This window comes from Aeromicrobium sp. Leaf350, assembly GCF_916858655.1.
Lineage (GTDB): Bacteria > Actinomycetota > Actinomycetes > Propionibacteriales > Nocardioidaceae > Aeromicrobium.
In genome coordinates, this window is the sequence record NZ_CAKASL010000003.1 from 105,988 (window position 1) to 127,973 (window position 21,986).

At 71.9% G+C, this 21,986-nt stretch carries 23 protein-coding genes; 16 read left to right on the top strand and 7 right to left on the bottom strand.

Annotated elements, in window-relative coordinates:
- Positions 1-94: 94 nt before the first annotated feature.
- The 4 genes from LO931_RS14155 to LO931_RS14170 are packed head-to-tail and all read left to right on the top strand — an operon-like array spanning position 95 to position 3,633.
- Entirely contained in the window at positions 95-1,333 is a 1,239-nt protein-coding gene (locus LO931_RS14155) for a glycosyltransferase family 4 protein (protein WP_229054416.1), read from the top strand.
- Complete coding sequence (locus tag LO931_RS14160) at positions 1,320-2,033, top strand: bifunctional 2-polyprenyl-6-hydroxyphenol methylase/3-demethylubiquinol 3-O-methyltransferase UbiG (protein WP_229054417.1); 714 nt, start codon at positions 1,320-1,322, stop codon at positions 2,031-2,033. The genes LO931_RS14155 and LO931_RS14160 overlap by 14 nt, the downstream gene beginning before the upstream one ends.
- Entirely contained in the window at positions 2,030-2,995 is a 966-nt protein-coding gene (locus LO931_RS14165) for a prenyltransferase (protein ID WP_229054419.1), read from the top strand. Before LO931_RS14160 ends, LO931_RS14165 begins: the two co-directional genes overlap by 4 nt.
- Positions 2,995-3,633, top strand: coding sequence for a class I SAM-dependent methyltransferase (locus LO931_RS14170; protein ID WP_229054421.1), 639 nt, complete (start codon positions 2,995-2,997; stop codon positions 3,631-3,633). Before LO931_RS14165 ends, LO931_RS14170 begins: the two co-directional genes overlap by 1 nt.
- Before the next feature lie 145 nt (positions 3,634-3,778).
- On the opposite strand, the gene LO931_RS14175 is transcribed toward LO931_RS14170, so the two are convergent.
- The 3 genes from LO931_RS14175 to LO931_RS14185 all read right to left on the bottom strand — a co-directional run bounded on the left by LO931_RS14175 (position 3,779) and on the right by LO931_RS14185 (position 5,359).
- Complete coding sequence (locus LO931_RS14175; protein ID WP_229054423.1) at positions 3,779-4,201, bottom strand: lipopolysaccharide assembly protein LapA domain-containing protein; 423 nt, start codon at positions 4,199-4,201, stop codon at positions 3,779-3,781.
- Between the two features lie 65 nt (positions 4,202-4,266).
- A complete protein-coding gene (locus LO931_RS14180; protein WP_370636132.1) occupies positions 4,267-4,503 on the bottom strand; it encodes a CsbD family protein in 237 nt (78 codons plus the stop codon).
- Positions 4,504-4,573: 70 nt separating this feature from the next.
- Positions 4,574-5,359, bottom strand: coding sequence for a TetR/AcrR family transcriptional regulator C-terminal domain-containing protein (locus LO931_RS14185; RefSeq protein ID WP_229054425.1), 786 nt, complete (start codon positions 5,357-5,359; stop codon positions 4,574-4,576).
- A 75-nt stretch (positions 5,360-5,434) separates the two neighbouring features.
- On the opposite strand from LO931_RS14185, the gene LO931_RS14190 reads away from it, so the two are divergent.
- The 10 genes from LO931_RS14190 to LO931_RS14235 all read left to right on the top strand — a co-directional run bounded on the left by LO931_RS14190 (position 5,435) and on the right by LO931_RS14235 (position 18,274).
- Entirely contained in the window at positions 5,435-6,223 is a 789-nt protein-coding gene (locus tag LO931_RS14190) for a PTS sugar transporter subunit IIA (RefSeq protein ID WP_229054427.1), read from the top strand.
- A 42-nt stretch (positions 6,224-6,265) separates the two neighbouring features.
- On the top strand, positions 6,266-7,795 hold the full coding sequence (locus LO931_RS14195; RefSeq protein ID WP_370636134.1) for a PTS ascorbate transporter subunit IIC: 1,530 nt from the start codon (positions 6,266-6,268) through the stop codon (positions 7,793-7,795).
- 53 nt (positions 7,796-7,848) lie between these two features.
- Positions 7,849-8,292: a YdeI/OmpD-associated family protein gene (locus LO931_RS14200; RefSeq protein WP_229054429.1), complete on the top strand. Its 444-nt coding sequence runs from the start codon at positions 7,849-7,851 to the stop codon at positions 8,290-8,292.
- A gap of 190 nt (positions 8,293-8,482) precedes the next feature.
- The gene (clpB, locus tag LO931_RS14205) at positions 8,483-11,074 is read left to right on the top strand and encodes an ATP-dependent chaperone ClpB (protein ID WP_229054431.1); all 2,592 of its coding nucleotides are present in this window, start codon (positions 8,483-8,485) and stop codon (positions 11,072-11,074) included.
- 49 nt (positions 11,075-11,123) lie between these two features.
- Positions 11,124-12,287: a hypothetical protein gene (locus LO931_RS14210; protein WP_229054432.1), complete on the top strand. Its 1,164-nt coding sequence runs from the start codon at positions 11,124-11,126 to the stop codon at positions 12,285-12,287.
- Positions 12,288-12,348: 61 nt separating this feature from the next.
- Positions 12,349-13,713 (top strand): NAD(P)/FAD-dependent oxidoreductase, encoded by a 1,365-nt coding sequence (locus LO931_RS14215; RefSeq protein WP_229054433.1) that lies wholly within the window; start codon positions 12,349-12,351, stop codon positions 13,711-13,713.
- Between the two features lie 89 nt (positions 13,714-13,802).
- A complete protein-coding gene (eat, locus tag LO931_RS14220; RefSeq protein ID WP_229054435.1) occupies positions 13,803-15,245 on the top strand; it encodes an ethanolamine permease in 1,443 nt (480 codons plus the stop codon).
- Positions 15,242-16,651: an ethanolamine ammonia-lyase subunit EutB gene (locus tag LO931_RS14225; RefSeq protein ID WP_229054437.1), complete on the top strand. Its 1,410-nt coding sequence runs from the start codon at positions 15,242-15,244 to the stop codon at positions 16,649-16,651. Before eat ends, LO931_RS14225 begins: the two co-directional genes overlap by 4 nt.
- Entirely contained in the window at positions 16,648-17,391 is a 744-nt protein-coding gene (gene eutC, locus LO931_RS14230; protein WP_229054439.1) for an ethanolamine ammonia-lyase subunit EutC, read from the top strand. Before LO931_RS14225 ends, eutC begins: the two co-directional genes overlap by 4 nt.
- Positions 17,392-17,509: 118 nt before the next feature.
- A complete protein-coding gene (locus tag LO931_RS14235; RefSeq protein WP_229054441.1) occupies positions 17,510-18,274 on the top strand; it encodes an enoyl-CoA hydratase-related protein in 765 nt (254 codons plus the stop codon).
- Here LO931_RS14235 and LO931_RS14240 read toward each other — a convergent pair.
- The gene (locus LO931_RS14240; protein WP_229054443.1) at positions 18,264-19,022 is read right to left on the bottom strand and encodes a helical backbone metal receptor; all 759 of its coding nucleotides are present in this window, start codon (positions 19,020-19,022) and stop codon (positions 18,264-18,266) included. The genes LO931_RS14235 and LO931_RS14240 overlap by 11 nt on opposite strands.
- A 112-nt stretch (positions 19,023-19,134) precedes the next feature.
- On the opposite strand from LO931_RS14240, the gene LO931_RS14245 reads away from it, so the two are divergent.
- Positions 19,135-19,572, top strand: coding sequence for a VOC family protein (locus LO931_RS14245; RefSeq protein WP_229054444.1), 438 nt, complete (start codon positions 19,135-19,137; stop codon positions 19,570-19,572).
- Between the two features lie 6 nt (positions 19,573-19,578).
- Positions 19,579-20,301, top strand: coding sequence for a helix-turn-helix domain-containing protein (locus LO931_RS14250; protein ID WP_229054445.1), 723 nt, complete (start codon positions 19,579-19,581; stop codon positions 20,299-20,301).
- Between the two features lie 107 nt (positions 20,302-20,408).
- Here the strand turns inward: LO931_RS14250 and rnhA are convergent, their stop codons facing one another.
- From rnhA to LO931_RS14265, 3 genes are read right to left on the bottom strand one after another with little or no spacing between them, the layout of a single operon-like run.
- The gene (gene rnhA, locus LO931_RS14255) at positions 20,409-20,858 is read right to left on the bottom strand and encodes a ribonuclease HI (RefSeq protein ID WP_229054447.1); all 450 of its coding nucleotides are present in this window, start codon (positions 20,856-20,858) and stop codon (positions 20,409-20,411) included.
- Complete coding sequence (locus LO931_RS14260; RefSeq protein ID WP_229054449.1) at positions 20,855-21,352, bottom strand: thioesterase family protein; 498 nt, start codon at positions 21,350-21,352, stop codon at positions 20,855-20,857. Before LO931_RS14260 ends, rnhA begins: the two co-directional genes overlap by 4 nt.
- A 43-nt stretch (positions 21,353-21,395) precedes the next feature.
- The gene (locus LO931_RS14265) at positions 21,396-21,911 is read right to left on the bottom strand and encodes a hypothetical protein (protein ID WP_229055166.1); all 516 of its coding nucleotides are present in this window, start codon (positions 21,909-21,911) and stop codon (positions 21,396-21,398) included.
- Positions 21,912-21,986: the final 75 nt, after the last annotated feature.

Consider the following 21,986-nt stretch of genomic DNA (forward strand, 5'->3'; position numbering starts at 1 on the left):
CCGACCGTCACGCGCCTGACCTGCGGGTTCGTTCTCCCCGAGGGCGCGCGGTGCACCTGACCGTGACAGGATTGCTGTCGAGGTCGGAGGTGGAATGCGCATCGCACTGCTGTCGTATCGCAGCAAGGAGCACAGTGGTGGTCAGGGTGTGTACGTCAGGCACCTGAGCCGCGGGCTGGCCGAGCTGGGTCACGAGGTCACGGTCTACTCCGGGCAGCCGTACCCAGAGAACCTCGACCCTCGGGTCGCGCTCGAGAAGGTGCCGAGCCTCGACCTGTACCGCGATCCCGACCCGTTCCGCACGCCGCGTCTGCGTGAGTTCCGCGGCCCGATCGACGTGCTCGAGTACCTCACGATGCTGACCGCCGGGTTCCCCGAGCCGCTGACGTTCACGCTGCGGATGGCGCGCGATCCTCGGCTGGCCGAGGTCGACGTCGTGCACGACAACCAGTCGCTCGGCTACGGCCTGCTCTGGCTGCTGCGGCGCGGCATCCCGCTCGTCGCCACGATCCACCACCCGATCAGCCGCGACCGGCGGCTCGACATCGCCGCAGCCCCCCTGCGCAAGCAGCTCAGCGTGCGTCGCTGGTACGGCTTCGTGCGGATGCAGGCGCAGGTGGCCCGCCGCCTCCCCGCGCTGCTGACCGTCTCGACCGCGTCGGCCAACGACACGATCGCCGACTTCGGCATCGACCCCGACCGCATGACGGTCGTGCCGCTGGGCGTCGACACCGAGGTGTTCCGCCCGCGGGGTGATCGCGTGCCGGGCCGGATCGTCGCCGTCGCCAGCGCCGACTCGCCGCTCAAGGGCGTGGCCCACCTGCTCGAGTCGGTCGCGAAGCTCCGCGTCGAGCGCGACGTCGAGCTGCACCTCGTCTCGCGCCTCGACCCGAAGAGCGCCACCGCCCGGCGCATCGACGAGCTGGGTCTGTCCGACGCCGTCACGCTCTACAGCGGCGTGTCCGACGACGACCTCGCGGCGCTGCTCGCCTCGGCCGAGGTCATGGCCGTGCCGTCGCTCTACGAGGGCTTCAGCCTGCCCACCGTCGAGGGCCTGGCCTGCGGCACGCCCGTCGTGGCGAGCCGCGCCGGAGCCCTTCCCGAGGTGGTCGGTGACGCTGCCCGCCTCGTCACGCCCGGCGACGTCGGAGAGCTGACCGACGCGCTCGCCGAGCTGCTGGACGACCCCGCCGAGCGCGAGCGGATGAGCCGCGCCGGGCTCGCTCGGGTCGAGGAACGCTTCAGCTGGACGTCCGTGGCCCGCGCCACGGTCACCGCCTACGAGACCGCCATCGCCACGACCACGAAGAGGACCATCCGTGCTGACCGTTGACTTCGACCGGCTCCGCGTGGGCCGGGGCACCCGCTTCATCGACGTGGGCGCCGGCGCCGGCCGCCACTCCTACGAGGCGCTGCGCCGGGGAGCCGACGTCACCGCGTTCGACATGGACGAGGTCGAGCTCAAGGGCGTCGACGACATGTTCGGCGCGATGCAGCTCGAGGGCGAGGTGCCGCCGGGCGGCACGGGCCGCGTCGAGGTCGGCACCGTGCTCGACATGCCGTACGAGGACGGGACGTTCGACGTCGTGCTGGCGTCGGAGATCCTCGAGCACGTGCCGGAGGACGTCGCCGCGATCCGCGAGCTGACGCGCATCCTCGCGCCCGGCGGCATGCTCGCCGTCACGGTGCCCCGCTGGCTGCCCGAGAAGATCTGCTGGGCGCTCAGCGACGAGTACCACGCCAACGAGGGCGGCCACATCCGCATCTACACGGCCGACGAGCTGCGCGACAAGATCGAGCTGACCGGCCTCACGTTCCTCCACCAGCACCACGCGCACGCGCTGCACGCGCCGTACTGGTGGATCAAGTGCGCCGTCGGCGTGCAGCGCGACCAGCACCCGCTGGTGCGCGCGTACCACCAGCTGCTCGTCTGGGACATGATGAAGGCGCCCCGCACGACTCGGCTCGCGGAGAAGGCGCTCGACCCGCTCATCGGCAAGAGCGTCGCGCTGTACTTCACCAAGCCGTGGTGACGCCCGCCGACCTGGAGCTCACCGCTGCCTGGGTCGCGGAGCAGCAGGAGGAGTCGGGAGCCGTGCCGTGGTTCGCGGGCGGGCACCTCGACCCGTGGGACCACGTCCAGGCGGCGATGGGTCTGCTGGCCTCAGGGCGCCGGGAGGCAGCCGATCGTGCGTACCGGTGGTCGGCGCGGTCGCAGCGCCTCGACGGCACGTGGGCGGCGAAGTACGTCGACGGCGAGGCGGTCGAGCACTACGTGGACGCCAACTTCACGACCTACCTCGCCGTCGGTGTCTGGCACCACCACCTCGTCACGGGTGACGACGCCTTCGCCCGCGAGCTGTGGCCCGTGGTCGACGCCGCGGTGGCGGCAGTGCTGCCGTTGCAGCGGCCGGACGGTGCCTTCGTCTGGACGCCGGGCGAGCCCGAGGCCCTCGTGACCGGCAATGCCAGCATCGCGTTCTCGCTGCGGTGCGCTCTGGGCCTCGCGCGGGTCGTCGGCGCCGAGCGGCCGGTGTGGGCGGAGGCGTCCACCGCCGTGGCCACCGCCGTCCGTCAGCCCGACCTGTTCGCGGCCAAGCCGCACTCGATGGACTGGTACTACCCGCTGCTCGGTGCCCCGTGGACCTCCGACGAGGTGGAGCGTCGGATCAAGGACGGCTGGGACACCTACGTCGTCCCCGGTCTCGGCATCAAGTGCGTCACGCCGAACACGTGGGTCACGGGCGCCGAGTCGTGCGAGCTCGTGCTGGCGCTCGACGCGAGCGGTCGACGCGACGAGGCGCTGCAGGTCTTCGACGACATGCAGCACCTGCGCGAGGACGACGGCTCGTACTGGACCGGGTACGAGTACGAGAGCCGGCAGCGCTGGCCCGACGAGCGCACGACGTGGACCGCGGCGACGGTGCTGCTGGCGCACGACGCGCTGCACGGGGTCACCGGCGGCAGCGGGCTGTTCCGAGGAGAGGGACTCTGATGACCGACTTCGCCGCGGTGCCGCTGCCGCCCGAGCTGGCCCGGATCGCCGCCGAGACCAAGGGGTTCCTGCCCGACGACGAGGCCGACGCGCTGCGCGCGGTCGTGGCCGCGCACGTGCTGCCGGGTGGTGTGACGGTCGAGATCGGCACGTACTGCGGCAAGTCGGCGATCCACCTCGGACACGTCGTGCGCGAGGCCGGCGCGACGCTCGTGACGATCGACCACCACCGCGGCTCCGAGGAGCAGCAGGTGGGGTGGGAGTACCACGACCCCGAGCTCGTCGACCCGCGCGTCGGGGCGATGGACACGCTGCCGTTCGCGCGGCAGGCGCTGTTCGCGGCGGGGCTCGAGGAGGTCGTGGTGCCGGTGGTGGGTCGGTCGCGAACGATCTCGGCGTTCTGGGCGACCCCGCTCGACGCGGTGTTCGTCGATGGCGGCCACACCGAGGAGGCCGCGCAGACCGACTACGACGGCTGGGCGCCCCACGTCCGTGAGGGCGGCGTGCTGGTGATTCACGACGTCTTCCCGGACCCCGCCGACGGTGGTCAGGCCCCGTTCCACGTCTACGAACGGGCCCTCGCCGAAGGCTTTACGGAGATCCTCCACGTCGGCTCCCTGCGCGCCCTCCGCCGCTGACCCACCCGGCGGGCGGTGACTTAGGGACGTGTTCCCGCGCTGGGCGGTGAGTGAGGTACGTGTGGCGGGGCCGGACTGGTCTCTAGCTCACCGCTCGGGCGCGCCACTGGTCTCTAGCTCACCGCCCGGGGGTGGGGCGGGTGGGTCAGGCGTTGCGGCGCAGGGAGTGGCGGAGCTGGCCGATGCGGACGCCGGCCGGGATCGCGACGAGCAGGGCTCCCGCGACGGCGGCGATCAGCAGTGCGGCGGCGGCCGAGATCTGGCCGGACATCCACAGGAAGTCGATCGTCACGCTCTGCGAGTTCTGCACGATGAAGATCACGAACAGGACCGTGACGACCGCGAGCGCGACGGCCGAGGCCCACGCCGTGGCGGCGCGGGTGCGCTTGACGCGGCCCTTGTCGTCCAGGCCGGAGCGTCGGCGCGGAGCGGGCTCGGATGTCTGCGGGACGGCGGGATCGACCGCGCTGCTCGAGGCAGGCGTCGTGATCGGTCCGTCGGGTCCGGTCTGCTCGATCGGCGCGCCCGGCTGGTCGACGGGCGGATCGAGGGGGTTCTGGCCGCTCATGGCGCACCTTCCTGGAGAGAGGAGTGAGGGGCCCGCGGTCTCGCGGGCCCCTGTCCGTCGAACGCTTACTTCTTGAAGGCGTCCTTGACGTCCTCGCCGGCGTTCTTGATGCTGCCCTTGGCCTGGTCCTTCTTGCCCTCGGCCTTGAGGTCGTCGTTGTTCGTCGCGTCCCCCACGGCCTCCTTGGCCTGGCCGGCCAGCTTCTCGGCGGTGTTCTTGGCCTTGTCGACGATGCCCATGATGTAGCTCCTCCGGGTGGGAAGCACCGGCGGTGAACCGGTGCGGCTTACGGTGTAAGCCATACTTCGAGAATACGCCGGTTCGGAGGGCCTGCAACTCGAGGTGACGTGAGCCCGGTCTCGTGCCGCGAAGTCAGTCGAGCTGGGCGGCGACCGCGTCGAGGAGGCGCTCGAGTCCCCGCTGGAACTCCTCGTCGAAGCGGTCCTCGGCCAGACGATCGGCGAGCCGGTGCACGGTCGGGAACTCCGCGACCTCGATGTCACCCTGGGGGTCGATCTGCTCCGCGGTCGTGGTCGCCTCGGCCACCGCGTCCTGCTCCTCGTCGGTGCGGGTCGGCGTCAGACCGCCGGGCACCGGCTCGTCGCTCGAGCCCATCGATCCGTCGCCGTCCTGCGGGTCGCGCAGCGTGCGAGCGCCGGACTCCATCAGCAGGTAGCCGAGCAGGAAGCTGTTGAAGGAGCGGTACGTGAAGAGCACCTGCTCGTCGGAGAAGCCCTCGGCGGCGAGCGTCGCCAGCATCGACTCGATCCAGGCGAGCGAACGCAGCGGCGGGTTGATCCACGGGGCCTCGGCCGGGCGGGTCGTGACGAGCGGGAAGGCGTGCGGATGGGCCAGGGCGTACCGGCGCACGCCGCGAGCCAGCCGGGTCAGGTAGTCGCGCCAGCCCTCGGAGGCGTCGCGACGGACCTCCGGGTCGTCGTCGAGCTCGGCGACGATGAGCTCGACCACGTCGTCGAGGAGCTCGTCGCGGGTCCTGACGTGCTTGTAGAGCGACATGGCCTCGACCCCGAGCCGCCCGGCGATGGCCCGCATCGTGGCGGCTCCGACGCCCTCGGCGTCGATCAGGTCGAGCGCCGTGCGCGCCACCAGGTCCCGGTTGAGGCCCTTCGCGCGATTGCGGTCTTCGCGGGCGGGCATGGTCGTCATCCTTCCACGCGAGCGGGGGGACAGGCGGTCCGGCGTGACCGCCGTCACCGGAATAGGCTCAGTGGCATGTCCACTCTTGCGACCCTGCTGGAGGGCGACGCGATCGCGCTCGACGTCCAGGCCCCCGACTCCGAGGCCGCGATCCGACTGGCCGGCCTCCTGCTGGAGCAGACCGGCGTCGCCGAGCCCGCCTACACCCAGGCCATGGTCGACAACGTCGCCGAGAACGGTCCCTACATCGTCATCGCGCCGGGCTTCGCCTTCGCACACGCGCGCCCCTCGGAGGCCGTGCACCGCACCGGCCTGTCGTGGGTGCGCCTCGCCGACCCGGTGCCGTTCGGTCATCCGACGAACGATCCCGTCACCCTGGTCGTCGCGCTGGCGGCGAAGGACGACGGTGCCCACACGAGCGCGATGGCCGAGCTCGCCAAGGTCATCGGCGACCCCACGCGCAAGGCCGCGCTCGACGCGGCCGAGACGGCTGAGGCCGTGCTCGCGATCCTGCGCGGCGAGGAGGCGCCCACCGCCGAGCCCGCGGCGGAGGAGCCCGCTGTCGCCGGCGGGTCCGACCGCCACCTGGTGCTCACGGTCTGCGGCAACGGCCTCGGCACGAGCCTGTTCCTCAAGAACACGCTCGAGCAGGTCCTGGACCGCTGGAAGTGGTCGTCATTCGTCACGGTCGAGGCGACCGACACGATCTCGGCGCGCGGCAAGGCCAAGGACGCCGAGCTGATCCTGACCTCCGGCGAGATCGCCCGCACCCTCGGCGACGTCGGCATCCCCGTGAAGGTCATCTCGAACTTCACCAGCACGTCCGAGCTCGACGCCGCGCTGCGCGAGCTCTACGACGTCTGAGCACGACCACTCCCCGCTCCGCCCTTCACGAAAGCAGGACCCATGGACTGGCTCGTCGCCGTCGCCGAGTTCCTCGTCAACGAGATCCTCAGCGTTCCCGCGTTCCTCATCGGCATCATCACCGCGGTCGGCCTGATCGCCCTGCGTCGCTCGACCGGCCAGGTGGTCGGCGGGGCGATGAAGGCCACGCTCGGCTTCCTGCTGATCGGCGCGGGCGCCACGCTCGTGGTCGCCTCCCTCGATCCGCTCGGCGCGCTGATCCAGTCGGCGACGGGCGCCCAGGGCGTCATCCCCACCAACGAGGCCATCGTCGGCATCGCCCAGGAGTCGTACGGCGCGCAGGTCGCGTGGCTCATGATCTGTGGCTTCGCGGTGAGCCTCGTGCTCGCCCGGTTCACCCCGTTGCGCTACGTGTTCCTGACCGGTCACCACACCCTCTTCATGGCGACCCTGCTGACGATCGTGCTCGCGTCCGCCGGGTACAGCAGCGGCGTCACGGTGGCCCTGGGCGGCGCGCTGCTCGGCATCCTCATGGTCTCGCTGCCCGCCTTCGCCCACCCGTGGACCCGACGGGTCACGGGCGACGACAGCGTCGCGATCGGGCACTTCGGCACGGCCGGCTACGTCGCTGCCGGTGCGGTCGGGCGCCTGGTGGGTCGCTCCAGCAAGTCCACCGAGGACATGAAGCTGCCGGAGTCGTTGCGGTTCCTGCGTGACGCGATGGTGGCCACGGCGCTGTCGATGATGGTGATGTACGTCGTCGTCGCGCTCATCGCCCTCGGCCGCGTCGGCCAGGAGGAGTCGTTCGAGGCCTTCGGCGGCGCCGAGAACGTCGGCAACTTCCTGATGCTCGCGGTGACGCAGGGCCTGCAGTTCGGCGTCGCGGTCGCCGTGATCCTGTTCGGCGTGCGCACGATCCTCGGCGAGCTCGTCCCGGCGTTCCAGGGCATCGCGGCGAAGGTCGTGCCCGGCGCGATCCCCGCCCTCGACGCTCCGATCGTGTTCCCCTACGCGCAGAACGCGGTGCTGGTGGGCTTCGTGTCGAGCTTCACGGGTGGCCTCATCGGGCTGGCGGTGCTCTCGCTGTGGCTCAACCCGGCGCTGGGGCTCGCGCTGATCCTTCCCGGCCTGGTGCCGCACTTCTTCACCGGTGGCGCGGCAGGCGTCTACGGCAACGCGACCGGCGGTCGCCGCGGTGCGGTCGCGGGTGGCTTCGTGAACGGCCTGCTGATCACCTTCCTGCCGGCGCTGCTGCTCGAGGTGCTCGGCGACTTCGGATCGGCGAACACGACGTTCGGCGACACCGACTTCGGCTGGTTCGGCATCCTCGTCGGCTACAGCGCCGACATCGGCTCGGCCGGCGGCCTCGTGGTCGTCGCGCTGCTCGGGCTGGTCGTGCTGGGTGCGGCGTGGCTCGTGCAGAAGAAGGTCGTCGAGCCCGGCTGGGACCCGGCCCCGGGGCGGGCCAAGCCGGCCGCCGCGCCGGTCGAGGTGGCGCCGGCCGACGGCACGGCGTTCGCCAAGATCGCCCCGCCGCGCGGCGCCCCCGCCCCGCCGGCGCCCCCCGCCTGACCCCGGGGCGGTGAGGGGTCGCGCCGGGCGAGGTCCGGTGCGACGATCTGAGCATGGCGACCTTCGAGACGACGCTGTTCCAGCAGGGCAACAACACCGGCATCGAGGTGCCCGAGCCGATCGTCGAGGCGCTGGCCGCGGGCAAGCGTGCACCGGTCGTGGTCGACGTCAACGGCTTCGAGTACCGCAGCACGATCGCGGTCATGGGCGGGAAGTACCTCATCCCGTTCAGCTCCGACAAGCGCGCGGCCACCGGCCTGGGCGGCGGCGACGCGATCACGGTGACCCTCACGGTCGACGCCGCGCCGCGCACCGTCGAGGTGCCCGAGGACCTCGCCGCCGCGCTCGCCGGCACGGGCCTGCGCGAGGCGTTCGACTCGCTCGCACCGAGCAAGCAGAAGGCGCACGTGACCAACGTCGAGGGCGCCAAGGCCGCCGACACCCGAGCCCGCCGCGTCGCCAAGATCGTCACCGACCTGGGCCCGGCCCTCACCTGACTCGCCCCGCGACCGGGAGCGGTGAGCTATGGCCCGTTCCCAGTCCTGGAGCGGGCCATAACTCACCGCTACCGACGGGAGACGGGCCATAAGTCACCGCCCGCGGAGGGTAGTGGGGGTTGAGTGGAATAGACTCAACTTTGGTGCGGTTGATGAAGGCAGGACCTACGTTCGTACCAGGAGCATGCCCATGAATCTCGACACCTTCACGACGCGCAGCCAGCAGGCGCTCGCCGGGGCGATCAGCCAGGCCGCCGCGGCCGGACACCCGGCCGTCGAGCCCGCTCACCTGCTGACCGTGCTCCTGCAGCAGGAGGGCGGCACCGCCGCGCCGCTGCTGCAGGCCGCCGGCGTCGACCCCCGCAGCATCGCGACCGCGCTGGCCGCGGAGCTCGAGGCCCTGCCGAGCGCGAGCGGCACGACCGTCGCCAGTCCCGGCCTGAGCCGGTCGAGCCACGCCGTGCTGCAGCAGGCGCAGGAGCTCGCCGGCAGCCTCGGCGACGAGTACACCTCGACCGAGCACCTCGTCGTCGCCCTCGCGACGGTCGCCTCACCCACGCGCGAGCTGCTGACCCGCGCCGGAGCGACCCCCGAGACGCTGCAGGCCGCCTTCGAGGCGGTCCGCGGATCGGCCCGCGCCACGAGCTCGGACGCGGAGGACTCCTACCAGTCGCTCGAGAAGTACGGCGTCGACCTGACCGCCGTCGCCCGCGAGGGCAAGCTCGACCCCGTCATCGGCCGCGACTCCGAGATCCGCCGCCTCGTGCAGGTGCTGAGCCGGCGCACCAAGAACAACCCCGTCCTGATCGGCGAGCCCGGCGTCGGCAAGACCGCCGTCGTCGAAGGCCTCGCCCAGCGCATCGTCGCCGGTGACGTGCCGGACAGCCTCAAGGGCCGCCGCCTCATCAGCCTCGACCTCGGTGCCATGGTCGCCGGAGCGAAGTACCGCGGCGAGTTCGAGGAGCGCCTCAAGGCCGTGCTCTCGGAGATCAAGGAGTCCGAGGGCCAGGTCATCACCTTCATCGACGAGCTCCACACCGTCGTGGGCGCCGGTGCCGGCGGCGACGGCGCGATGGACGCCGGCAACATGCTCAAGCCCATGCTGGCCCGCGGCGAGCTGCGCATGATCGGCGCCACGACGCTCGACGAGTACCGCGAGCACCTCGAGAAGGACCCGGCGCTCGAGCGTCGCTTCCAGCAGGTGCTGGTCGGCGAGCCCAGCGTGGAGGACACGGTCGCGATCCTGCGCGGGATCAAGGAGAAGTACGAGGCGCACCACAAGGTCGAGATCACCGACGCCGCGCTGGTCGCCGCCGCTGCGCTCTCGGACCGCTACATCACGGGCCGCCAGCTGCCCGACAAGGCCATCGACCTGGTCGACGAGGCCAGCAGCCGCCTGCGCATGGAGATCGACTCCAGCCCCGTCGAGATCGACGAGCTCCGGCGCGGGCTCGACCGTCTCACGATGGAGGAGATGCACCTCGAGCACGAGACCGACGCCGCCAGCATCGACCGGCTCGAGAAGCTGCGCTCGGAGAAGGCCGACAAGGCCGAGACCCTCCGCGCGCTCGAGCAGCGCTGGGAGGCCGAGAAGCAGAGCCTCAACGCGGTCGGCGAGATCAAGGAGCGCATCGACGAGGTGCGCATCGCCGCCGAGCGGGCCCAGCGCGAGGGCGACTACGAGACCGCCAGCAAGCTCTTCTACGGCGAGATCCCCGCGATGGAGAAGCAGCTCGAGGCGGCCCAGGAGGCCGAGGCGAGCGCCGCCACCCAGGACCGCATGGTGCGCGAGGAGGTCGGCGCCGACGAGATCGCCGAGGTCGTCGCCGCCTGGACGGGCATCCCCACCGGACGCCTGCTCGAGGGCGAGTCCGGCAAGCTCCTGCGCATGGAGGAGGGCCTGGGCCGCCGGCTCATCGGCCAGAAGGCCGCCGTCACCGCGGTCTCCGACGCCGTGCGCCGCAGCCGCGCCGGGATCTCCGACCCCGACCGCCCGACCGGCTCGTTCCTGTTCCTCGGGCCCACTGGCGTCGGCAAGACCGAGCTGGCCAAGAGCCTGGCCGAGTTCCTGTTCGACGACGAGCGCGCGATCGTGCGCCTCGACATGAGCGAGTACTCCGAGAAGCACAGCGTCGCGCGGCTCGTCGGCGCGCCTCCGGGCTACGTCGGCCACGAGGACGGCGGCCAGCTGACCGAGGCGGTGCGTCGCCGCCCGTACTCGGTGATCCTGCTCGACGAGGTCGAGAAGGCGCATCCCGAGGTCTTCGACGTCCTCCTGCAGGTGCTCGACGACGGACGCCTGACCGACGGCCAGGGCCGCACGGTCGACTTCCGGCAGAGCATCGTGATCCTGACGAGCAACCTGGGCTCGCTGTTCCTGACCGACCCGACGCTCGCCGACGACGCGAAGCGGGAGGCCGTGATGGAGGTCGTCAGGAACGCCTTCAAGCCCGAGTTCCTCAACCGCCTGGACGAGATCGTGATGTTCGACCCGCTCGGCACCGCCGAGCTGACCCACATCGTCGACCTGCAGCTGGACTCGCTGCAGCAGCGCCTGGCGACCCGGCGGATCACGCTCGACGTCACCGAGGCCGCGAAGGAGTGGCTGGCCGTGACCGGCTGGGACCCGGCCTACGGGGCCCGCCCGCTCCGGCGGCTCGTGCAGCAGGCGATCGGCGACCGGCTCGCCAGGTCCCTCTTGGCCGGCGACGTCCTGGACGGATCGACGGTGCGGGTCGACCGCGACGAGGAGCAGGACCGCCTCACCGTCGAGACCGCCTGAGCCCGCACTCGCGTGCCCCGGTTGGGCCCGGCGTGATGGGATGGTGGCCATGAGCGAGGAGCTGCGCCGTCCGCCGGCCGTCACGGTCGCGTGCATCGGTGCGGCCTTCGCCGCGTTCCTGATCCTCACGAACGTCGTCTCGCTGCTGTCCGACTGGGGCTCGCTGGAGCTGCAGGAGGTCGTCACCACGGCACTCGAGGAGGCCGGGGTCGCAGCGAGCATCTCGCTCGACACGGTGCTGGCCTGGCTGCGCGTCGGCTTCTACGTCGTCACGGTGCTGGCGATCGCCACGATGGTGTTCGCCGTCTACGCCGTGCGCGGCGACCGGACGTCCCGGGTCGCCCTGACGGTGCTGAGCGGCTTCTCCGGGTTCACGCTGACGCTGGTCGGCGGCCTCTGGGGCATCTTCCCGGCGATCGTGCTGATCGCCGTCGCGATCGTGCTCTGGACCCCGGAGGCGCGGGTCTGGTTCGACCTCAAGAACGACCGCACGCCGTCGCCGCAGCTCGTGGCCCGGGCCCGTGCCCGGCAGGGCCTCGGTCCCCAGCGCGGCCAGTCGGCCCAGGTCGACGCGCTGACGGGCCGCGCGCCCCTGCCGCCGCAGCAGCCCACCTGGCCGCCCCAGGGCCAGCCGCCGCGGGTCTCCGGCGCGGTGCCGCCCCCGCCGCAGGCCCACCCCTACCCGCCCGCCGGCCAGCCGCAGCCGTACGGCACCCCGCCGGGCTGGGGCCCGCCGATCCAGGTGCTGCCGCGCCGTGAGTCCCTGCCGGGCACCCTGATGGCCGGAGCGATCACGATGATCGTCGGCAGCCTGACCACGGCCCTGTTCACGGGAGTCCTCGCGCTTGCCTACCTCGTCCGCGCGGCGGACCCCACGCTCTTCGCCGAGGAGGTGGGGGAGTCCTCGACGCTCCTGGACGGCTCGTTCGGGCTCAGCGCGTCCGCCACCTCCGACGCGCTGCTCGCAGCAGGCTTCAGCGCCCTGACCCTGGTCGCGTTCGCCGGGGCCGCCGTCGCGATCGCCCTGCTGTTCGGACGCCGACGACTTCTCGGCGTCGCGACGGGCCTGACCGTCCTCAGTGCGGTGGTGAGCGCGGCGGTCGGCGTCGGCCTCGTGTCGGCCCTCGTCATCACGATGGCGTCGCTCGCGACGTACGTGCTCCTGCGCCACCCCGCGACCCGTCTCTGGGCGCGCGACGACACGGCCCGGTGAGCCCCGTCACGTGAGGTGCTCCTGCGTGTGCCGGACCCGCCAAGGCTCGTAGACTCAAGGCATGAGCGAAGTCGAGTCAGCTGCGCCGAAGCGTCCCCACGTCGTCGTGGTCGGAGGTGGGTTCGGAGGACTCGCGCTGGTGCGCAAGCTCAAGCGCGCCGACGTCTCGATCACGCTGATCGACCGGCACACCTACAACACGTTCCAGCCGCTGCTCTACCAGGTCGCGACCGCGAGCCTGAACCCCGGTGACATCACCTGGTTCCTGCGGGCCGTGCGCGCCAAGCAGCGCAACGTGCGGTTCCTCAAGGGTATCGTCACGGGCATCGACCACCAGCAGAAGCGCCTGAGCCTGCACGGTGACGTCTCGGTCTCCTACGACTACCTCGTGCTCGCCAACGGCGTCACCACCAACTACTTCGGTACCCCGGGCGCCGAGGAGTTCGCGATCCCGCTCTACAAGCGCTCCGACGCCCTGCAGGTGCGTGACCGCCTCTTCGAGAACCTCGAGGAGTTCGCGATCAACGGCCAGGACCGCGACCTGCGGCTCGTGGTCGTCGGCGGCGGCGCCACCGGCGTCGAGACGGCCGGCGCGTTCGCGGAGTTCCGCAACAACGACATGCCCACGACCTACCCCGAGCTCGACCGGGCGCGGATCCACGTGACCCTGCTCGAGATGGCGCCGAGCGTGCTGGGCCCCTTCCACGAGAAGCTCCGCGACTACGCCAAGCGGTCGCTCGACAAGCGTGACGTCGACCTGCGCCTGAACACCGCGGTCAAGGAGGTGCGCGCCGACGGCGTGCTCGTCGAGAAGGACGGCCAGGAGGAGTTCCTCGAGGCCGGCATCGTCGTGTGGGCCACCGGCGTCACGGCGCACCCCACGGTGCTCGACTGGAACGTGCCGCAGGGTCGCGGCGGACGCATCGAGGTCGACGAGCACCAGGCCGTCAACGGTCTCGAGAACACCTTCGCGATCGGCGACATCTCCATCGGCCCGAGCGCGCTGCCGCAGCTCGCACAGCCCGCCATCCAGGGCGGCAAGCACGTGGGCAAGATCATCAAGGCCGACCTGAAGGGCAAGCGCGACCGCGTGAAGGCCTTCAAGTACTCCGACAAGGGCACCATGGCCACGATCGGCAAGTCCTCGGCCGTCGCGGAGATCACCCACCTGCCGCGTCTGACCGGGTTCCCGGCCTGGATCATCTGGGTCGGCCTGCACGTCGCGACGCTGCTCGGCGGCCGCAACCGGGCCGCCACGATGATCAACCTGAGCAGCAAGTACCTGTTCAGCGGCAGCCACAACGCGATCGTGGGCGAGACGCCGTACATCGTGGCCAAGCACGAGATGCACATCACCCCGGCGGTCAAGAAGGCCCAGGTCCGCCGGGTCGAGGCCCGCAAGCAGGCCGCCTCGCACGAGAAGTAGGTCGTCGCCGCACGCCGCTCACAGGGTGCGAAACGAGAACTGATCGGCAGCGACATCCGGCCGAAACGGCAGGCTCCTAGCGTCGGGTCATGACCCTGAGCGACGCGGAGCGATCCGCCCACACCCCGGCCGCCTCCACCGAGGGCGGAGCCGACGCCTACCTCGAGAAGCGTCAGCTCCGGAAGGGCAGCGCCGGCTGGGTGCTGCTGGCCGGGCTGGGGGTCAGCTACGTCGTCTCCGGCGACTACTCGGGCTGGAACTTCGGTCTCGCCGAGGGCGGATTCGGCGGGCTCGCGATCGCGTCCGTCGTGGTGGCCGGCATGTACCTGGCCGTGGTGCTCGGCATGGCCGAGCTGTCGTCGGCCCTGCCGGCCGCGGGCGGCGGGTACACGTTCGCCCGCCGTGCGCTCGGACCGTGGGGCGGGTTCGCGACCGGCACCGCCATCCTCATCGAGTACGCGATCGCCCCTGCGGCGATCGCGACGTTCATCGGCGCCTACGTCGAGTCGCTCGGGCTGTTCGGCATCACGGACGGCTGGTGGGTCTATCTGGCGGTGTACGCCCTGTTCATCGGCGTGCACCTCGCGGGCGTCGGCGAGGCCCTCAAGGTCATGTTCGTCATCACCTCGATCGCGCTGCTCGGCCTCGTCGTCTTCGCGATAGCGGCCATCGGTGACTTCGACGTCTCGAACCTGACCGACATCGCGCCGACCGACGCGGCTGGGGCCTCTGACCTGCTGCCGTTCGGCGTCATGGGCATCTGGGCCGCACTGCCGTTCGCCATCTGGTTCTTCCTCGCGATCGAGGGCGTGCCCCTGGCGGCGGAGGAGACCGCGGAGCCGGAGAAGAACGTGCCGAAGGGCATCATCGCCGCGATGGGGGTGCTGCTCGTGACGTGCGTGCTCGCGCTGGTGCTGGCCACCGGGGCCGGGGGCGCCGAGGCGATGTCGGCCTCCGGGAACCCGTTGGTCGAGGCGCTCAGCAACGACACCGCCGCCAAGGTCGTCAACTACATCGGCCTCGCCGGTCTCGTCGCGAGCTTCTTCTCGATCATCTACGCGTACTCGCGCCAGCTCTTCGCGCTCTCCCGGGCCGGCTACCTGCCGACCTCGCTCTCGGTCACGAACGGCCGCAAGGCGCCGGTGCTCGCGCTGATCGTGCCGGGCGCGATCGGCTTCGCCCTGACGTTCACGGGCGAGGGCGCCCTGCTGCTCAACATGGCCGTGTTCGGCGCAGCGCTCAGCTACGTGCTCATCATGGTCAGCCACATCGTGCTGCGGGTGAAGCAGCCCGACATGCCGCGCCCGTACCGCACGCCGGGCGGGATCGCGACGACCGGCTTCGCCCTCGTCGTCGCCGTGCTCTCGGTCATCGCGACGTTCCTCGTCGACAGCACGGCGGCCGTCTGGTGCCTCGTGGTCTTCGCCGCCTTCATGGCGTACTTCGGTCTCTACAGCCGGCACCACCTCGTCGCGGCCTCGCCCGACGAGGAGTTCGCGGCGCTCGCGGAGGCCGAGAAGGAGCTCGAGTGATCCGTCGGCACACGCTCGGCGGCACGACCTACACGTTCGACGGCCTCGTCGAGCTGCTCGCGAAGGCGACCCCGACGCGATCCGGCGACCAGCTCGCCGGGTGCGCGGCGGAGTCGGACGCCGAGCGGGTGGCCGCGGCCTGGGCGCTCGCCGACGAGCCGCTGGCGACCTTCCTGGAGGAGGTGGTCGTACCGTACGAGACCGACGAGGTCACGCGTCTCATCATCGACTCGCACGACGCGGCGGCCTTCGCGCCCGTCGCGCACCTGACCGTGGGAGGTCTGCGTGACTGGCTGCTCGAGACGAGTGCTGGCGCAGGCGCGGCGGCGACCCTGGCGGCGGTGTCTCCCGGCCTGACGCCCGAGATGGTCGCCGCGGTCTCCAAGCTCATGCGCAACCAGGACCTCATCGCGGTGGCCGCCGCGACCGAGGTGACCGCGGGCTTCCGCACGACGATCGGCGCCCCGGGACGCATCGCGACCCGGCTGCAGCCGAACCACCCCACCGACGACCCCGCCGGCATCGCCGCCGCGACGCTCGACGGGCTGCTGATGGGCTGCGGTGACGCCGTCATCGGCATCAACCCGGCCTCGGACTCCCCGCAGGCGACGGCACGACTCCTGCACCTCCTCGACGACGTGCGCCAGCGCTTCGACATCCCGATGCAGTCCTGCGTGCTCTCGCACGTGACGACGACGGTCGACCTGATCGAGCAGGGCGTGCCGGTGGACCTGGTGTTCCAGTCGATCGCCGGCACGGAGGGCGCCAACGCGAGCTTCGGCGTCACGGTGCCGATGCTGCTGGAGGCCAACGAGGCGGGGCGCTCGCTGGGACGTGGCACCGTCGGCGACAACGTCATGTACCTCGAGACCGGGCAGGGCTCGGCGCTGTCGGCCGGTGCCCACCTCGGTGTCGGCGGTCGGCCGGTCGACCAGCAGACGCTGGAGACGCGCTCGTACGGCCTGGCCCGGGCACTCGACCCGCTGCTCATCAACACCGTGGTCGGCTTCATCGGACCCGAGTACCTCTACGACGGCAAGCAGATCGTGCGGGCCGGGCTGGAGGACCACTTCTGCGGCAAGCTGCTGGGCCTGCCGATGGGCGTCGACGTCTGCTACACCAACCATGCGGAGGCCGACTCCGACGACATGGACACGCTGCTGACGTTGCTCGGCGTCGCGGGTGCCGCGTTCGTCATCGCGGTGCCGGGTGCCGACGACGTCATGCTGGGCTACCAGTCCCTGTCGTTCCACGACGCGCTCTACGTGCGGCAGGTCCTCGGCCTGCGCCCGGCCCCGGAGTTCGAGCAGTGGTTGGCGCGGATGGGCATGGTCGACGATCGTGGCCGTGTGGCCCCGGCCGAGCTCGCCGGCTCGCCGCTGCTGGCGCTGACCGGTCCGGCATGAGCGGCGAGGTCGTCGACGACCCGTGGTCGTCCCTGCGCACGACGACCCAGGCACGCATCGGCCTGGGACGGGCCGGCAACGCCCTGCCGACGACGCGGGTCCTGGAGTTCGCCGCGGCGCACGCGGCCGCTCGCGACGCGGTGCACGAGCCGCTCGACGCCGACGCGTTCCTGACGGAGGTGGGCGGTGTCGGTCTCGGGGCACCGGTGCACGTCCGCAGTCGCGCCGGCTCGCGCAGCGAGTACCTGCGGCGTCCCGACCTGGGGCGGCAGCCGGACGACCTCACGGGGCTCGCTCCGGGTGACCACGACCTCGCGATCGTGCTGGCCGACGGCCTGTCGCCACGGGCGCTCGTCGACCACGGCGTGGGCATGCTGGCCGCCCTGGTGCAGGCGTTCGGCGAGCGGTACCGGATCGCGCCGCCGGTCGTGGCGACCCAGGCGCGCGTCGCGCTGGGCGACCACGTGGGGGAGGCGCTCGGCGTGACGACCGTCATCGTGGTCATCGGCGAGCGGCCGGGGCTCTCGGTGGCCGACAGCCTGGGCCTGTACCTGACCCACGCGCCGCGGCCGGGTCGCAGCGACGCCGACCGCAACTGCATCTCCAACGTGCACCCGCCCGAGGGCCTGGGCTACGCCACGGCGGCGCGCACGGCGGCGGCGCTCGTGGCCGGCGCGCGCGAGCTCGGTGCGTCCGGGGTGCGGCTCAAGGACCAGGGCGGGCTCGAGCTCGAGGGCTGACGGGGAGGGGTTCGTCGCCGCTTCCCGCTCTCGTCCGTCCCGACCGATAGCGTTCCCGCATGACCGACGCCCTGGCCCTGGTCTGGGTCGACGCGATCACGCCGACGAGAGGATGACGATGGCCGAGGTCCTGATCACCGAGCGCGTCGACGACGTGCTGGTGCTGACGATGAACCGCCCCGACCGTCGCAACGCGGTCGACCGGGTGCTGGCCGATGCGCTCGACGCCGCCTTCGCCGCGGCCGAGGCCGACCTGGGTGTGCGGGTCGTCGTGCTCACCGGCGGCACCGAGTTCTTCTCCGCCGGCACCGACCTGAGCCAGGAGTCCAGTCCATCGACGCCCGACGGTGGCCCGTACGGATTCGTGCGCCGCTCGCGCACCGTCCCGCTCGTCGCCGCGGTCGAGGGCTTCGCCCTCGGCGGCGGGCTCGAGATGGTGCTGGCGTGCGACCTCGTGGTCGCCGCCGAGGGCACCCGGCTGGGGCTGCCGGAGGTCAAGCGCGGCGTCGTCGCCGTCTGTGGCGCGCTCTTCCGGGCGCCCGACCGGCTCCCGCCGGCCGTCGCGACCGAGATGCTGCTGACGGGCGAGCCGATCCTCGCCGAGCGGGCCCACGCCCTCGGGCTGGTCAACCGGCTCGCCCCGCCAGGTCACGCGCTCGCCGTCGCTCTCGAGCTGGCGGGCGAGATCGCCGCCAACAGCCCAGCCGCCGTGCGCACGACCGTGGGGGCGATCATCGACGCCCGCACCGCCGCGGAGGACGACCTGTGGCCGCTGACCGAGCGGGCCGTCGACGAGGTCAGCGTCTCGAAGGACCGCGTCGAGGGCGTCGCGGCGTTCTTCGAGAAGCGCGCTCCCCAGTGGCCGACCGGCACTAGGGGCTGAGGGTCGCGCGGGCCTCGAGCATCGCAGGGCCGTACCAGGTGAGCAGGCGACCGGACACGAGCCGGGTCGGTGCCTGCGCGAACGCCTCGGGTCCGTCGTCGGGGGTGAACACGTAGGGCTCGTCGGGCAGCAGCACGAGGTCGACGTCGGGGGAGTCCAGAGCGGAGAGCTCGACGTGCGGGTACCGGTCGACGTCGCCCTGCGGATCGGGATCGGCGCCGAAGGCGTTGCGATAACCGAGGCGCTGCAGGAGGTCGTCGGTGTAGGTCCGTGGGCCGACGACCATCCACGGGTCGCGCCAGATCGGCACGGCCACGGTGGGTCCGTCGGGGGACGGGGGTGCGGCCCACGCCTCCTCGGCCTCCGTGAGCCACGACGGCACGCCCCACCCGAGGGCCTCGTCGAAGAGCCGCTTCATCGAGGCGATCGCCTCGTCGACGGTCTCGATGCGGGTGACCCACACCGGGACGCCGGCCTCCCGCAGCCGGCGGACGTCGAGCTCGCGGTTCTCCTCCTGGTTCGCCACGACCAGGTCGGGCGCGATGGACTCGATGGCCTTGCGGTCGGGGTTCTTGGTGCCTCGCACGCGGGCGACGTCGAGGTCGGTGGGGTGCGTGCACCAGTCCGTCACGCCCACCAGGGCCTCGCGTCGGGTGGCCGCGATCGCCTCGGTGAGCGACGGCACGAGGCTCACGACGCGGGTCGTGGGGCGGGGCAGGGAGATCTCGGTGCCCAGGTCGTCGCGCATGCGTCCAGTCTCCCGCACGAGGAGATTCACGCGGGCCCTTGACGGCGCTACTTGTTTTTTGCAAGTATCCACGTCAGCGGCACCACGGCCGCCGTCACACAGGAGCAGTGCCATGGGCCTCAAGATCTTCGTCAACATCCCCGCTCACGACCTGGAGGCCACGAAGGCCTTCTACACCGCGCTCGGCGCGACCATCAATCCTGACTTCACCGACGACAACGCCGCCTGCGTGGTCTGGAACGACGACATCTACTTCATGGTGCTCAAGCCGGAGTTCATGGCCACCTTCACCACCAAGCCGATCGCCGACCCTCGCGAGAGCGCCCAGGTGGCGGTCGCGCTCATGCTCGACTCCCGCGACGAGGTCGACGCCAAGGCCGACCTCGCCGTCGCCAACGGCGGTGCCGCGCCGCGCGACCCCGAGGACTACGGCTTCATGTACCAGCGCAGTGTCGAGGACCCGAGCGGCAACATCATCGAGTTCGGCTGGATGGACCCGCGTGCGGCCGAGGTCGGCCCCGAGGCGTACATGGCCGAGCAGGGGGCCTGACGCCGGGTGGCAGCGCGCAGCTACGGCCAGTACTGCGGGGTCGTGACGGCCCTCGAGCAGGTCGGCGAGCGATGGTCCCTGCTCATCGTGCGCGACCTGCTCGTGGGGCCGCGTCGGTACGGCGACCTCAAGAACGGCCTGCCGCGCATCCCCACCAACATTCTCAGCAAGCGGCTCAAGGAGCTGCAGGACGACGGGGTGGTGCGGCGGGTCCCCCTCGCGCACCGTGGCCTCGTCTACGAGCTGACCGAGCGGGGGCGGGCGCTCGAGCCGCTGATGCTGGCGCTCGGTGAGTGGGGCTTCGGGGCGATGGGTGACCCCGACCCCGACGACATCGTCACGCTCGACTCGATGACGATGGCCTTCCGCACCGCGTTCCGCGCCGACGTCGCCGCGGGCCTGCCCGCGACGCGGTACGAGGTCCACGTCGGCCCGGTCGCCCTGAACCTCGCGGTCGAGGGCGGCGCGTTGCGGGTCCGGCCCGTCGAGGGCGGCCCGCTCGTGCGCGTCGCCGACGGCGACCTGGCCGCCGAGGCCGACGCCGACCTGGTGCTGGTGTGCGGGCCCGGCATCCGCGAGCTCATCGCCGGCAACGTCACGGCGACCGAGGCGATCGAGGCCGAGCTCGTCTCGGTGCAGGCCGGCGACCCGGCCCTGCTCGCCCGCTTCGCCCAGACCTTCCACCTCGAGACCGTCCCGGCCCCCGCCCGCCCCGGGGCGGTGACTTAGGGACCGGTGCCCACCCCGGGCGGTGAGATAGGGACGAGTCCGGGCCCCGGACTCGTCCCTATCTCACCGCCCGCATTGGGACACGTCCCATACTCACCGCCCGGGGGTCAGAGGAGGGTGCGGGCGGCGGTGGTGGCGAGGCGGTCGGCGATCTCGTTGTCGCGGTCGCCCGCGTGACCCTTGACCCAGTGCCACGTGACGTCGTGACGCTCGCAGGCCGCGACGAGCTCGCGCCACAGGTCGGCATTCTTGACCGGCTGCTTCGCCGAGGTTCGCCAGCCGTTCCGCTCCCAGTTCGCGACCCAGCTCATGATGCCGTTGCGCACGTAGGTCGAGTCGGTGCGCAGGTCGACGCGCGACGGCTGCTTGAGCGCCTGGAGCGCGCGGATCGCCGCCGTCAGCTCCATGCGGTTGTTGGTCGTGTCGGGCTCCGCGCCCGACAGCTCCTTCTCGTGCTGGCCGGCGCGCAGGATCGCTCCCCAGCCGCCCGGACCCGGGTTGCCCAGGCACGCGCCGTCGGTCGAGATCTCGACGTGCGGCCGTTCCTCGGTCGTCACCGGCGGATCCCGAGAGCACCGCTGAGGGGCAGCCGGAGGTCGGACGCCTCGGCCAGGCTCGCGTCGAGCACGGCCGCGACGTCGTCGGGGAACGGGACGGGACGGCGGGTCGAGAAGTCCACGTGCACCAGCATCGACTCGGTGACGCAGGCGATCTGCTCGCGCGTCGTGTTCAGGATGACCGTGGCCAGGTGGAGCGCGCGGCTGCCGCGGTCGACGGGCCGCGCGATCATCGCGAGGTGGTCGCCCTCGGACGACTCGGCGAGGAACGTGAGGTGCTGCTCGGCGGTGAACGTCGTCATGCCCCGCGTGGCGATGTAGCCGTCGGGCATGCCGAGGCCGGTCTGGTTCAGCGACCACATCGCCCCGAACCCGAACGCGTAGTAGTGGCTGATGTTCATGTGCTTGTTGAGGTCGAGGTGCTCGGTGCCCACCACCTCCGTGGTGGTCGGGTCGATCGCCGCCAGCTGCTCGTAGGTCGCGAAGTCACTCACGCCTGCACCGTACCGGCGGCCCCGACCCGACCCATGCGTCAGGTCAGGGTCGTCGACCCTCGTCCGCGACGCCCGGCGCGCCCGCCGGCGGCGCGGCAGGAGGCGGCGTGGTCGGCGGTGCGGAGGCTGCGGGAGGGGCCGCGGGGGCCGGCGGCGGTGCGTCCACCGGCGGGGGCGGAGTGGTCGCGCTGTCGGTGGGGGAGGTGCCGTCGGGTCCGAGGTCAGGATCGAGGCGATCGGCCTCGGCGAGCCGGTCCTCGGCGGCGCCGGCCACCTCGGCGGCCTCGTTCTCGAGCTCGACGGCGTGGGACTCCAAGCGCTCGGCCTCGAGGCGTGCCTGCTCCGCGTCGGCCCGCGCAGCGGCCGCGCCGGCCTCGGTCTGCCGGGCGGCCACGGTGGCCTCGCGAGCCTCGTCGCGCAGCTGAGCAGCCTCGTGGCGGCGGCGGGCGTCGTGCTTGCGGCGGCGTCCGGCGCGCGAGCTGCGGGTGGCGGCGACCACCACGGCGAGCAGCAGCACGACGGCGACCACGCCGATGACGATCCAGATCCAGGTGTCCACGTCGACTCCTCCCGGTGCCGTCGAGCGCGCCGGGAGGCGCGTGCGTCTCGGGGCACCGCCCTCCCTTGCTACCTC